Genomic DNA, 12833 nt, shown 5'->3' with positions numbered 1-12833 from the left:
TTATATGGTTTTTGTAGATTCTTTCTCGTATTTCTTTAAAGAATTATTTGATCTGTTGCTGTTTCTATTCATGATTGGGTTATTAACAAATATTCGAAAAAAATCATTCTATTTTTTTCTACTTATATTCCTTTTTCCGCTCACATTACTTTCAGTAACAGATGCACTTTTGACTGGAATCGCATTGATTTCTTTAATTATGATACTAAGATTTAGGTCTTGGAGAAAGGAACCAGAAGCTAAATTTACCGAGTTATTGGGTCTCTTGCTTTCTTTAACAATTTATTGCATAGTGCCACTCTTTTCATCCATCATTGTATCCAGAATCTTTAAACTCGAATTCAACGTATTGAATAAACGAGGACTTCCGTTAGTAATTATTTTGATCGGAATTGATTGGATTCTGTCAATTATTATTGCGTTGATAATAAAATCAAAGGTAATGAGCCGTTCAATTTCTTCCGAAGAAGCAAAGATATATTGTATGCAGCTGGGAATATTTTTGACTTTTGTCTATTTGTTTGGCGAAGTATTAAGAAGGATGCAGATTCTAGGTATTTTTCAAATTGTAATGATGAGTTTTTTAATTACTCAATTCTCGGTTACAATGTATTTTACTTATCTTACTTTGAAAAAGAATCACGAAAAAACTGAATTGAGCAACCTGAAAGAACAGATGGAAATGATGCGAGTATATACTGCGGACATTGAAAGAAACTATCAGGAATTGCGTAAATTTCGTCACGATTATAAAAATATGCTACTAGGTCTCAAGGCAATGTCAAATGAATCTGCGATCGATGAAGGGTATTTAAATAAAATGATTGATTACTCTCATCAGATGATAGATAACAGTGTGATGCGTTTTTCAGGACTAAGCAACTTAAATGTAGACTCCGTAAAATCTTTGATGATAGCAAAGTTAATCCACGCAGAACAATCTGGCATTGAGGTAAATTTTGAATGTCTTTTTCCTATGGCAAATATCAATATGGATGAAATAAAACTTATCCGAATCTTAGGTATATTAATCGACAATGCGGTAGAAGCAGCAATTGAATCAGAAGAAAAAAAAATGAACATATTGTTCATTGATTCCACCGATTCGCTTGAGATTTCAATTGAAAATTCTTTCCTTGGCAAGCTGCCTTCTTTATCAGAGATGAAAAAAGTAGGGTTTAGCAAAAAGGGAAAGAACAGGGGGCTAGGCTTATCCAATGCACAGGATATCATTACTGCAACCAAGCAAGCTGATCTGGCACATTACTCAAATCTAGGAATGTTTGTTTCTACACTAACTATAAGAAAGAGTGAATAATATGACATTACCAATTATTCTCTGCGAAGATGACATAATATTGATGTCACATTACAAGGCAATTATCGATAATTGGGTCATGATCAATGATTATGATATGCAATTGGTTTTAGCAACGACTGATCCGGAAGATATTTTCTTGTATTTATCAAAAAACAAGATAACAAATAGTTTATACTTTTTGGATATCGATCTTGGAAAAGATTTTGATGGAATTGATGTTGCACAACATATTAGAACTGATAACGAGTTCGCCCAAATCGTCTTTATCACTTCTCATCAAGAATTGGCAATGGAGACGTTAAAAAGACAAATAGCACCGTTAGATTATATTGTTAAGGGCGAACAAAGTGAAAAAGGACAAATAGAAAATGTATTAGATGGACGCCACAAGTCAACATTTGTAGACAATAGGACCAATGAACGTCATCTATCCTTTATGATTGGTGCAAGGAATTTTAGAGTAGATATTACTTCGATTTATTTCTTAGAAACGTCGGTTACGCCTCATAAAATTATATTATACGGCGAAAACCTGATGTATGAATTTTATGGAAAGATGAATGATTTAGAAAAAGAATATCCTGAATTACTTCGTGTTCATAAGTCGTTTTTGATCAATCCAAAAAAAGTAATTTCTGTAGATTATAAGAGTAGAATGATATTTTTTCCAGACGAGTATTCTTGTAGGTTTCCATTGGCTAAAAACAAAATCTTAAGAAAAACCCTAGATAGCATTGAAAGATCAAATCGTAAATAGGTGCATTACTATGCTATAACGATTGATAGGACGATAAACAGGAATAATCAGCGAATTTAGTTAAATGATGCTGCAACAATTTAGTGGTGGATTGTAATTTATTCTTGTAATTTTTCGATAATATTAAATTTCAGGTCTCTTAATCATAATACATTACCTAGTATCTATTGGTGTTTTTAGATAATCTCAATTCGAATAGCTAATTGCGATTTAACATTAAACTGTAATAGATTAATAGATTGAAAAACTCAAGAACCTTCAAACTCAAGAACCTTCGCTCTTGAGTTTTTTTCTATTGCGGAATTATCTTTTGAGGAAAATTATAAAAGAATCATCTTTTGAACTCAAAATAGGGATTCATTTCAAGACACAAATTGTTGATTTCCGGATATAAGCCACTAAATAGTCAAAGATAAAAATATACTAATGTTATCAATTAGAAGGAGAGTGGTTCATATGACAAATCGAAAAACATTACCAAAAGAAGAGTTGAAAAAAATAAAAGGAGGAACTCCTGGAGGAATTGATTTCATTTCTGGCGGTCCTCATGTCGCCCAGGACGTATTAAATGCAATAAAGAACTTTTTTAAATAGAAGTGGAGAGAGAAGAATGAAGAAAAAATTTTTACCCCTAATAGCATTATTATTTTCAATTACAATTGGGCTGTCATTTGCTCCGCAAAATTCCTATGCAGATGAGAATAGTCCTGGCACAAATTCCACTGAGGTTGACCATCAAAATGCGACAAATGTAACAGAAGAAGAATATCTACAAAATATATCTGGTATTAAGGAAGTAAATGATTCAGAACTAATCAATCTACTGAAAAGTGATGATTCATATTTTATGTTGATTGGTTATAAAGGATGTCCGTACTGTCGAGAGTTATCAAAAGTGTTGTCTGAATTCAAAGAGACTAGTAAATTGCCAATCTATTATGTTAATTTAGAAAAAAAATATGGTGAAACGTTATCAAGTGAAGACAAACAATTGATGCTATCATTCTTTAATGAAAAAATTGGACTTCTATATACTCCAACATTTATTAGAATCGAGCATCAGATTCCAGTAAATGGGTTTATTGGCTCAAGCACTACATTAGTTGATCTTCAGTCTTTGAATTACTAATTCAAAGCAACACTATTATGAATGAAAAATCAATTTAATCGGTAGAGGACGAGATTAATATCTTGTCCTCTATTTATTTTGAAAGAATCATCTTTCTGAAAAATGTTACTTTTTGCGAATATTACTTTTTCGAAAAGATAAAAACAATTAATACGTATATCTGAGAAGCCCAGATATCTGCATATTGGCTGAAACTTGGATATTCATGAAAATGTTCACTACATGTGGTTTAAGTCCTGAAATCATTATTAATGCCTAATTATTTGAACGTTTCAGGTAAATGAAGTCACTTTAGAAGTGTTGAAACTAAAATTACTCTATATTACTTTCCTATGTGCCCCAATTTTGAATGCTATTTTGAATGCCATTCTTTTGATTTTTAGTTCTATTTAGTGATATTTGAAGGTTCTCTCTGCTTTTAAAAATATTGATATTCCATAGAATGATGTCTACTGCTTCGTAGATATCATTCATGTGATGATGATTCATCATTAGTTCAATACTATAAGTCTGTGATTGAAAACTGGATCATGATCAATGATTATGATATGGAGCTCATTTTCGCAACTACAGATCCGGATGATATTTTTCTATATCTGAAAAAAAATAGTATTACCAATTGTTTATTCTTTTTGGATATTGATCTCGGTACGTATCTTGATGGTATCGATATTGCTCAATAAATTAGAAGTGATAACGAGTTCGCACAAATTGTTTTTATTACTTCACATCAGGAACTAGCAATAAAGACCCTACAAAGACAGATATCACCATTAAATTATATCGTGAAGGATAGTCAGACTGAAAAAAATCAAATTCAAAAAGTACTAAATAGTTGTCACCAAAAAACTTTTATTGATCGTTTACCGAACCAACGACATTTATCATTTTTGATGGGTTCAAGAAGTATCAGAGTAGATATTTCGACTATTTATTTCATCGAAACTTCTCCAACCCCCCATAAATTAATTCTATATGGTGAGGATATTATGTATGAATTTTATGGAAAGATGGATGATTTAACAGATGAGTATCCTGAATTGCTTCGTGTACACAAATCATTTTTGATCAATCCACATCAAATAAAATCAATTGATTACAAATCTCGCACTATAATATTTCCAGAGGAATACTCATGTAATTTTCCACTTGTTAAAACTAAGCTATTGAAAAAAATGTTTCATAATTAGTTGATTAGGCTTTATCAGTATGCATCTAAAAATCTCGCAGATTTATTCGGTGAGTTTTTAGATGCTTTTTTGCCATTTTTCAGTCATATGAATACAAAGATGTAAAAATTGTTGTATACAAAACGAATTTTACATACTTGTACATATCGCAAGTGTTAAATTTTGTTATAGTGAATATATTAAAATTAGTTTCATTTTTTCAAAAAATATGTTCATATGGCTTAATTTAGATTTTGAGATAAAAAAATACGATGTTATGACAATTTAATCCCTTCTTATATGGAGAGTCATATAATTTAGTTACTAATTAAGAGGAGTGATTACATATTGAATAAGAAGAAGCTTACGAAGCAAGAAGCAAAAGCTATCAGAGGGGAGCGCCAAGTGGTGGATCAATATTTTCGGGAGGGAAAAATGCAGTACAAGATTTGTTTAATAAAGTTAAAGACTACTTTAAATAGTTAATGTCTCATACCGTAACATTCATGATTTGATCTGTGAGTTGAGAGTTTAATTACTTGATACTACTATCGTTCTTGTATTTTTCAAGATTGATTTTAGTTATTTCATGATAAAATTATTTTTTGTAATGTTCCCTGTGCTAGAATTTTCTTGTGAAAATAATAAATTGGAGGTTTTTTGAATGGGAAAAGTAATGATGTTGTCAGTTGAAGATACCAAAAAAGTAATTGGGGGTAGTGCTTGGAGTAAATTAGGACAAGTTGTTGGTGGGTTAGCTACAGGAGCTGCTGGAGGTGCAGGATTAGGAACCGCGATTTGTGGACCTGCTTGTGGTGTTGTTGGTGGACTGTATGGTGCTGTAGCCGGTGGTGCTGCCGCTGGTTGGGATGCAAAAAAATAAAGGGGTGTTTTGACTATGAATGAAAAAGTATGCACAGTTTATCTTTCTAATCAGGAATTAAAAGCAATTGGGGGAGGTAGTGCAGTAGGAATTTTAGGTACTACTTTATCAGGAGCAACCGCAGGTGTAAAAATATGTTCGGCTGGTGGACCATATGCAATGGCTGCTTGTGGGGTAGGTGGTGCTTTGCTAGGAGCTGGTTTCGGTGCATGGACAGGTGCCTAAGAAAATCTTTGGAATAAAAGTTCAAGACTGGTTCATTTCAATAACTAACATAGTAATGTTTGTCATTTTTTCTAAAATATGGAATGGGGAAAGAGTGTTATCGAAATTTCTATTTTTAGGCTTTGTTATATTAGTAAATATTTTTATTTTATGTAATTCAAAATCAACAGGTTCAAAAGAATAACTCTATGGAAATTCATCTACAATTAAAATAGACTAAAAATAAAATTGAAGGCCTATAACAATCTGTAAAGATTAAGGAAGTAAATGATTCTGAACTAATTAATCTACTGAAAAGTGATGATTCATATTGAATTTTGGTTGGCTATAAAGAATGCCCTTACTGCCGAGAGTTTTCAAAAATGTTAACACTACATTAGCTGATCTTAAGTCTTTTAATTACTAATTCGAATCAGTACAATTAAGAATCAAAATACAATTTAATTGGTAGAGGATGAGATTAATATCTCGTCCTCAATTTATTCTGAAAAATGGTACTTTTTCGAAAAGATTAAAACAAATAATTAATCCGTATATCTGAAAAGCTCAGACATCTGCATATTGACTGGCATATAGATCTTCACGAAAATGTTCACTACATGAGGTTTAAGTATTGAACTCATTATTAATGCCTAATTCTTTGAACACCTCAGATAAATGAAGTCTTTTTGAAAGTGTTGGAACTAAAATTTCTCTATATTACTTTCCTATGTGCCCCAATTTTGAATGCCAATTTGAATGCCATTCTTTTGATTTTTAGTTCTATTTAGTGATATTTGAAGGTTCTCTCTGCTTTTAAAAATATTGATATTCCATAGAATGATGTCTACTGCTTCGTAGATATCATTCATGGCTGAAGAAGAAGAATAGTCTTAAAATGACGGCTGAACCCTTGATGGATAAGGGTTCAGCTTTTTTGTGTTTTGAATTGAATACGAGATTGAATACGTTCCACTAGAAATTTAGGTGCTCTGCAAGTTTTTCTACGGTTTTTTCTTTCGTTTCTTTAGTTAGATGAGCATAAGTATCCATTGTTAATTTAATTGATGAGTGTCTAAGACGTTCTTGAACTTCCTTCATAGAGACGCCTGACTCTAACAGCATACTAGCATGAGTGTGTCTAGTTACATGGTTGCCAAGAAATGGAATACCAGAATTCTTGCAGATTGTGATCATACGAGAATAAATAGCGTGTTTAGTAATGATTTCCTTGTATATTCCACAAAAAATCATTGTTGGATCAGTAATACCGAGGGTTAACATATATCTTTTTTGATTGATTTGCCATTTCTTTAGCCAATTAATGGTTTTATTGTCTAAAGATAGGGAACCATAGCTATTTCTCGTTTTTGGACTTGAAATTTTGTACCCATATTTTGTTTGGCTTAAGGTTTTGTTTATAGTGACGGTGTTTGAATCAAAGTCAATATCTGACCAATCTAAAGCTAAAGCTTCGCTAATTCGACAACCACTAAAAAATAGAAAGCGAAGTAGCGTTTTATCGTAGTCGGCTCTATAGGTGCTTCTTTTTGATTCCAAGTATTGGAAGAGACTTTCTAGTTGATCCCGTGAATAAATTTTGACAGTATCTTTCTTTTTTTCAATGTTTCTATTGGGCATGATTACAAGTTCACAGGGGTTTTTAGTAATTAGCCCTAAAGTCATTGCATATTTGAAAATACGGCTCACAGTAGAATGTAGGACTTTATATTGATCTGTTGTTTTAGCCCACTGATTCAATATCTTCTGAACATGTTTTGTAGTAATTTCTTTAATTCTAAACTGCCCATATTTTGGAAGAATCCATTTATTAAACTTAATCTCAATTTTTAATTGAGTCACTTCTTTTACAGTAGTTTTATAGCTTTCATACCAGAGAGTATACACTTCTTGGAAAGTTTCGTTGGTTTCCCTTTTAAGTCCATTCTCTTCAAAGTCTACAAGTAGTCTATTAAGCTCGATTTGAGCTTCTTTTTTTGTTTTAAAATTCCTACGTGTAGTACGGACTTCTTTACCAGTTAGTGGACTGATTCCAAGGTAGGTTTGAAACATCCATGCTTTAGTTCCGTCTTTCTTTTCATATTGTTTAATTGTTGCCATTATTTTTCCTCCTATCAGTTGCGTGGCGTGCTTTTGATAGGAATTTAATAAATTATTTTGATACATCTTCTGAAAACTTCATTTGAAAATAATTTTGTTTACTTTCTTTAATTATTTTTAGCTCTTCAATAAAATTTTGAGCTTGTGTAAGGTACTCCTTTGAAATCTGTGTAGATGGAAGTTTCTTTGCTTCTATTAACTCAGACTCCATCAATTCCAAGGCAACTTCTAAATAATTAAAGACTTCTCTGTTTACGGAGCTAGTATTTTTTGATAATAAATCTATTTCTTTTTGTAATTCATTATATATGTTCCCAACTATTCTTCTTTCATCGTTAATATTAGCAATAATTACGCGTTCAAAAACCTTGTCTGTTAATTTAGAAATACGATAGTTGTATATCTCTTTATTACCTAGTCTAAATGAAGAAATATATGAATCAATAAGTGTCTCTAAAGTAGGATTAGAATGGGCATCTTTATAATTATGATATCTTTCGAAAATGTCTCCTTGTTTTAAAACTATGTTCTCAATCAAACCATATATATACTCTTTTGTTTGTGTCGTATCTCCAGTCAATAAAAAGTCAACAGAGACATCTCCTAGTTCAGCAATACTTTTTAATCTTTCATTATTAGGTAAATTTTTGCCCGTTTCCCAGTTGCTTACTGTTCCGCTTTTAGCCTTTTTGTCAATTTTTTTTGCAAAAGCAGACATACTTAATCCTAAGTTTTTTCGAATATTACGTATTCTGAGTCCTACTTCCTCAGGAGAATACATATACTTCACCTCCTGAAGAATATTATATATTAGGGGACAAAGAAATGCAAAGTTGTGTATTGATTTTTTCAACAGTGTATATTACAATATGAGTACAAAACAAAGAAATACAAAGATTTTAATAAGGAGGTGAAATAAATGAATAATAAAATTGCTGGATATAGAAAAATATGTAATTTAACACAGCAACAGTTAGCGGATATTTTTGAGATAACTAGACAATCGTATTCTTTAAAAGAGCGGGGTATAATTCCTTTTAGAGATAAAGAAAAATTGATTTTTAAAAAATTGGTTCAAAATAAGTTGCCAAACGTAAAAATTGACGATATTTTTTTTTAATCTATTTAGCAAAGAAATGCAAAGAACGCGTTTGCTGAAGGAGGGAACAATGAAATGAAGCAACAAAGTTTTCAGGTTTTACTACCACCAGATTTAGATCAAGAATTACGAAAATATTTCTATCATGTTGCAAAAGAAGCAGTCGATCAGGTTAGAATTGAAACTAGTCTAAATAAAGAGATTTTTAGACTGGGAGAAGCGTGTGAATATTTAAGTGTGAGTAGAAGTACATTAAAGAAATTTATACATGAAAAAGGATTGAAAGTCAGTACTATCAACGATTGTAAATTTATTAGAAAAGAAGAATTAGCAAGGTTTATCAAAGAATATGAAGTATAAAAAGTTGCGTGGCGTGCTTTTGATATGAAAAAGGAAGTGACTATTTGAACGATGATGAAGAAGCAAAGTTGAGTTTAAAAGAAATCAAGATTTATTTTCTATTTGATTTAATAAAAGGTGAATATACAGAAAAAGAGTGCTCCTTACAGTTTGCAGACCGGAAGAACACTCAATAATAAAGTTCTGTGAAAACTTTATTTGACTACATTTTAAAATACTTTAAAAATAGGGAGAAAGTATATGAGTGATGAACAAAAGATTCAAAGAAATTACTATGCTATCATCCCCGCTAATGTTAGATATGACCGAGACTTAATTCCAAGTGCGAAACTTTTATATGGTGAAATCACTGCTTTATGCAATGAAAAAGGATTTTGCTGGGCGAAAACACAGTATTTTCAAAATTTGTACGGCGTCAGCAGGGTATCTATTCAAAAATGGCTTAAATCTTTAGAAACAAATGGCTACATTTCGAGAGAAGTTATATATAAAGAAAATTCGAAAGAGGTAGCTAAAAGAATAATAAGAATTGTTAACACCCCTTATAAAGAAAAGTTAGCTACCCCGCTAACAAAAGTTAACTCCCCTAGTAAAGAAAAGTTAACAGAGAATAATACATCTAATAATACAATTAATGAAGAAGAGGATAATATAAGAAAAAATATTTACGATAATATCTATTTTCTTTATGAAAAAAACAAAGAAGATGGTCAAAAATTATTGCAAGTTTATTACTATCTGAAAAACGCTAGCGTAGATATAGAAGATATCAGAAAAATCATTGAATTTTTATATGGAAATAATCAGTATCTTATTGCTGAGTGTATTATAAAACAACATGAAGCATGCGTTTTTCAATCAAAAACTGAAGAAGGATTATACGATTATTCAATTTACTTTTTGAATGGACTTCGAAAAAGATATAAAAGTCAATTTTTAGAAAATATAGAAACTACAAGTCAGTTTAAACGAGTATTCGGGATTAGAGAACTGCCAGTAATTCCATTGCACAATTGGCTAGAAGGAGATTTAAAATGATTGAAAATCATCTAGTAGATAAGATTTACTGTCTTGATCATAACACAGATGCTCTTGAGTTAATCGAGAGTATCTGCTTCAACACTATAGTTCTCGATTTAAGAGCTGAAAATGACAATTGTGTAACCCATATCATAATTAATCAAAAAATGGCTCAGAAACTCTCTGACAGTCTCAGCAAATGGGTTGAGGGAGGTAACAATGAAAATAGTTAAAGAAAAGATTGCTGTTAGGAAAATAAATTGGTTAGCCATGAGCATACTTGTTTTAATGTTTATCATTGTTTTCACCGGTAATATTGCTTATGCCAGTGTTTTTAATTGGTTCGATGATACAGAAAATCAGACAGAATTTTTGAATAACCCTGTATATCAACCATACTTAAAAAAATATAACGGAAATCTTTACAGTCAGTTTGGATTGTGGATAGGATGGTCTGTTATAAAATCAATGTTCGCAATCGTAGATGGAATTCAAAATATGATTCCCGATGTTTTAGATTTGTTCACTTTTGTTGAAAGTACCGGTTTAGATGAAATTTACCAGTCCGTTCTGAATACCATTGTTGTTGGATTGATGGTGCTTTCACTTATTTTTATTGGTTATAAAATGATTACAGGTAGAGGAACGGTTGATCTAAAATCTGTTGGAATGAATGTTGCCATGTCGATTGCATTGATTCTTTTAATGCCAACGTTGATTTCTAGTGGGATAGAATTTGCTAAAACCTTTTATAATGATTCAACTACGGTTACAGATTCGGATGAAGGCGTGGCGTGGTCGTTGATTGAACAGGGAGTGACAGATTTAGCTTATATCAATAAAACAGATCAGTATTCAGTGATTGATAAAACGAATGAACGGAATAATTTAACAAAAGAAAATTTTTGGAAAACGGATCTTACACAAGTGTTGACAGATAAAGTTGTTGATAAATTAGAAAAAGAAAACCCAATCGCTGACAATTTACGCTATGAATTAGTTGAAAATTCCGATAATGAATTTATTGCAACAAAATTTGCGGATAACTTCTTATCTACTTTTTCTGAGGGACTAAAGTCGGGTTATTATCGCTACCAAGCAAATTTATGGGGTATTTCAATTGGCCTGATAGCTTTGGCAATTGCATATCTTTTTAGCGCTTTTGTGATTATTACCGCAATTTTAGAATTGGCATTTAAACGAGTTTTGGGAGTTTTAGTATTTGCCACAGATTTAGAAACAGGTCAGCGCTCAAAATTAGTGTTATCAGATATTTTACAGTGCTATTTGACGGTCGGTTTTCAAGGTTTTGGGTTATCAATGTTCGCTATGTTCATCAATTTTCTAAATGCAGGGCAAGGTATTTCAACCAATATTTTTATAAAAACAATTGCTTATATTTGTGCCGTGATTGTATTGATTAAAGGTAGTGGCACAGTAATGCGGTATTTTGGTGTTGATATTGGCTTGAAAGAAGGATACGGACAACTTGCTTCAGCATTCGGTATGGGCGCAATGCTGATGAAAAAAGGTTCGGGTCTTACCAATCGTGCTAAAAGTGGAAAAAGTATCGGTAGCAATGATCCAATTGATGGTGAAGAACGAAAACCAGAACGGAACTTTGGAGAATCTTTATCTCAAAAAGCTAATAAAACAGGGAAAGCACTTGGGTACGCTCGTGAGAGAGGAATATCAGGGCTTGCTTCAGATGGCATGTCAATGGCTACTGAAAAAGCGACAAAACCATTTAAAGATGTCCGTGGGGGTGCTGAAGTAGCCGGAAAAGGCTTTAGAGATGGCTTAGATGATGGTACTGTATCAGCTATCAAGAAAAACAGTAAGCCTATGTCAGTTTCAGATAATGAGAAGGAAACTGGCCGATACGATACTTCTGCTCCAACAAGATTATCAGATCGTCAAGATAGTGCGAAAACACCTGATAAAGTCTTATCAAGTTCCGAACGTATGAGAGAAATGCAACAAAATGGTAGTTCTTTAGGAACTCAACAAACACAATCTCAATTACAACAAGACTTGAAACAGCGTATCATTAAAGCAAATGAAAGCGAAACAAATGAAGCAAGAGAAGAATATATCCACCAGAAGCGACAAGAAGCGAAATATACGCCTGAAGCGCTTAGTCGTGAGGAAATGGTTAAGCAACGAGCAGAAGGGCATACAAGCGCAAATACAGGCTTAAAAGATATGCAAGTTCGGGAAAGCCTACAAAATACTACAAGTAGTCAAGGCAATAGCCGGACAGTAGATGTTCGTGAAAACGTACAGACCGGAGGGACAAGTCAACCAAGAACGGTAGACGTTCGGGAAAACTTACAAAATACTACAAGTAGTCAAGGCAGTGGCCGGACAGTAGATGTTCGTGAGAACGTACAAACCGGAGGAACAAGTCAACCAAGAACGGTAGATGTTCGGGAAAACTTACAAAATACTACAAGTAGTCAAGGCGGTAGCCGGACAGTAGATGTTCGTGAGAACGTGCAAAGCGGAGGAACAAGTCAACCAAGAACGGTAGACGTTCGAGAAAATCGGGTATCTGATAGTCGTAATGAAGTTAAATTGGATGATATGACACAAAAAATAAATATTATTGAAGAACGGAAAGGAACACAAAACGAAAAAGTAACCGTTGAGAAAGAAGTAAAAGAGCAGAAAAAACCACGGTTTACTTACGAGAACAACTCATTATTCCAAGATAATTCGGATAAGCCCAATCCACTTTTCGATAGTCTTTTCAAAAAATGAAGAGGGG

15 protein-coding genes are annotated in these 12833 nt (G+C 32.4%); 13 read left to right on the top strand and 2 right to left on the bottom strand.

Features of this window, described 5'->3' with window-relative positions:
• Positions 1-4 precede the first annotated feature (4 nt).
• The 7 genes from IGI65_RS11650 (at position 5) to IGI65_RS11620 (ending at position 5484) form a co-directional block, all read left to right on the top strand.
• A complete protein-coding gene (locus IGI65_RS11650) occupies positions 5-1318 on the top strand; it encodes a sensor histidine kinase (RefSeq protein ID WP_245812947.1) in 1314 nt (437 codons plus the stop codon).
• A 1-nt stretch (position 1319) separates the two neighbouring features.
• Positions 1320-2078 (top strand): LytR/AlgR family response regulator transcription factor, encoded by a 759-nt coding sequence (locus IGI65_RS11645; RefSeq protein WP_438774195.1) that lies wholly within the window; start codon positions 1320-1322, stop codon positions 2076-2078.
• 456 nt (positions 2079-2534) lie between these two features.
• Positions 2535-2672 carry a hypothetical protein gene (locus IGI65_RS11640; RefSeq protein WP_180708227.1) on the top strand — a complete coding sequence of 46 codons (138 nt, stop codon included), beginning with the start codon at positions 2535-2537 and terminating at the stop codon, positions 2670-2672.
• A gap of 16 nt (positions 2673-2688) precedes the next feature.
• Complete coding sequence (locus IGI65_RS11635; RefSeq protein WP_438774194.1) at positions 2689-3207, top strand: PedC/BrcD family bacteriocin maturation disulfide isomerase; 519 nt, start codon at positions 2689-2691, stop codon at positions 3205-3207.
• A gap of 893 nt (positions 3208-4100) precedes the next feature.
• A complete protein-coding gene (locus IGI65_RS11630; RefSeq protein WP_245812960.1) occupies positions 4101-4397 on the top strand; it encodes a LytTR family DNA-binding domain-containing protein in 297 nt (98 codons plus the stop codon).
• Between the two features lie 643 nt (positions 4398-5040).
• Positions 5041-5259, top strand: a complete 219-nt coding sequence (locus IGI65_RS11625) for a Blp family class II bacteriocin (RefSeq protein WP_077451851.1) — start codon at positions 5041-5043, stop codon at positions 5257-5259.
• Between the two features lie 15 nt (positions 5260-5274).
• Positions 5275-5484, top strand: a complete 210-nt coding sequence (locus IGI65_RS11620) for a bacteriocin (RefSeq protein WP_095006311.1) — start codon at positions 5275-5277, stop codon at positions 5482-5484.
• 954 nt (positions 5485-6438) lie between these two features.
• Here the strand turns inward: IGI65_RS11620 and IGI65_RS11615 are convergent.
• Together IGI65_RS11615 and IGI65_RS11610 are read right to left on the bottom strand one after the other, a co-directional pair.
• Positions 6439-7584 carry a tyrosine-type recombinase/integrase gene (locus IGI65_RS11615; protein ID WP_412258002.1) on the bottom strand — a complete coding sequence of 382 codons (1146 nt, stop codon included), beginning with the start codon at positions 7582-7584 and terminating at the stop codon, positions 6439-6441.
• 52 nt (positions 7585-7636) lie between these two features.
• The gene (locus tag IGI65_RS11610) at positions 7637-8365 is read right to left on the bottom strand and encodes a helix-turn-helix domain-containing protein (RefSeq protein ID WP_412258001.1); all 729 of its coding nucleotides are present in this window, start codon (positions 8363-8365) and stop codon (positions 7637-7639) included.
• A gap of 138 nt (positions 8366-8503) precedes the next feature.
• Between IGI65_RS11610 and IGI65_RS11605 the strand changes: the two genes are divergently transcribed.
• From IGI65_RS11605 to IGI65_RS11580, 6 genes are all read left to right on the top strand, one after another.
• On the top strand, positions 8504-8704 hold the full coding sequence (locus tag IGI65_RS11605; protein WP_412257999.1) for a helix-turn-helix transcriptional regulator: 201 nt from the start codon (positions 8504-8506) through the stop codon (positions 8702-8704).
• A 54-nt stretch (positions 8705-8758) separates the two neighbouring features.
• Positions 8759-9043, top strand: a complete 285-nt coding sequence (locus IGI65_RS11600; protein WP_412257996.1) for a helix-turn-helix domain-containing protein — start codon at positions 8759-8761, stop codon at positions 9041-9043.
• Between the two features lie 44 nt (positions 9044-9087).
• Positions 9088-9219: a hypothetical protein gene (locus IGI65_RS11595; protein ID WP_412257993.1), complete on the top strand. Its 132-nt coding sequence runs from the start codon at positions 9088-9090 to the stop codon at positions 9217-9219.
• A gap of 64 nt (positions 9220-9283) precedes the next feature.
• Positions 9284-10081: a helix-turn-helix domain-containing protein gene (locus IGI65_RS11590; protein ID WP_412257992.1), complete on the top strand. Its 798-nt coding sequence runs from the start codon at positions 9284-9286 to the stop codon at positions 10079-10081.
• Entirely contained in the window at positions 10078-10296 is a 219-nt protein-coding gene (locus IGI65_RS11585; protein WP_412257990.1) for a hypothetical protein, read from the top strand. The genes IGI65_RS11590 and IGI65_RS11585 overlap by 4 nt, the downstream gene beginning before the upstream one ends.
• The gene (locus IGI65_RS11580; RefSeq protein WP_412257987.1) at positions 10283-12826 is read left to right on the top strand and encodes a pLS20_p028 family conjugation system transmembrane protein; all 2544 of its coding nucleotides are present in this window, start codon (positions 10283-10285) and stop codon (positions 12824-12826) included. Before IGI65_RS11585 ends, IGI65_RS11580 begins: the two co-directional genes overlap by 14 nt.
• The last annotated feature ends 7 nt before the right edge of the window (positions 12827-12833 follow it).

The sequence above is a fragment of the Enterococcus sp. DIV0755b genome, assembly GCF_051713765.1.
GTDB classification, from domain to species: Bacteria; Bacillota; Bacilli; order Lactobacillales; family Enterococcaceae; genus Enterococcus_C; species Enterococcus_C canintestini.
This window is presented reverse-complemented; position numbering and strand designations above follow the sequence as displayed.

Coding starts and splice junctions, on each gene's coding strand:
- IGI65_RS11650 (WP_245812947.1), top strand. CDS start 5: ATGGTTTTTGTAGATTCTTTCTCGTATTTCTTTAAAGAATTATTTGAT.
- IGI65_RS11645 (WP_438774195.1), top strand. CDS start 1,320: ATGACATTACCAATTATTCTCTGCGAAGATGACATAATATTGATGTCA.
- IGI65_RS11640 (WP_180708227.1), top strand. CDS start 2,535: ATGACAAATCGAAAAACATTACCAAAAGAAGAGTTGAAAAAAATAAAA.
- IGI65_RS11635 (WP_438774194.1), top strand. CDS start 2,689: ATGAAGAAAAAATTTTTACCCCTAATAGCATTATTATTTTCAATTACA.
- IGI65_RS11630 (WP_245812960.1), top strand. CDS start 4,101: ATGGGTTCAAGAAGTATCAGAGTAGATATTTCGACTATTTATTTCATC.
- IGI65_RS11625 (WP_077451851.1), top strand. CDS start 5,041: ATGGGAAAAGTAATGATGTTGTCAGTTGAAGATACCAAAAAAGTAATT.
- IGI65_RS11620 (WP_095006311.1), top strand. CDS start 5,275: ATGAATGAAAAAGTATGCACAGTTTATCTTTCTAATCAGGAATTAAAA.
- IGI65_RS11615 (WP_412258002.1), bottom strand. CDS start 7,584: ATGGCAACAATTAAACAATATGAAAAGAAAGACGGAACTAAAGCATGG.
- IGI65_RS11610 (WP_412258001.1), bottom strand. CDS start 8,365: ATGTATTCTCCTGAGGAAGTAGGACTCAGAATACGTAATATTCGAAAA.
- IGI65_RS11605 (WP_412257999.1), top strand. CDS start 8,504: ATGAATAATAAAATTGCTGGATATAGAAAAATATGTAATTTAACACAG.
- IGI65_RS11600 (WP_412257996.1), top strand. CDS start 8,759: ATGAAGCAACAAAGTTTTCAGGTTTTACTACCACCAGATTTAGATCAA.
- IGI65_RS11590 (WP_412257992.1), top strand. CDS start 9,284: ATGAGTGATGAACAAAAGATTCAAAGAAATTACTATGCTATCATCCCC.
- IGI65_RS11585 (WP_412257990.1), top strand. CDS start 10,078: ATGATTGAAAATCATCTAGTAGATAAGATTTACTGTCTTGATCATAAC.
- IGI65_RS11580 (WP_412257987.1), top strand. CDS start 10,283: ATGAAAATAGTTAAAGAAAAGATTGCTGTTAGGAAAATAAATTGGTTA.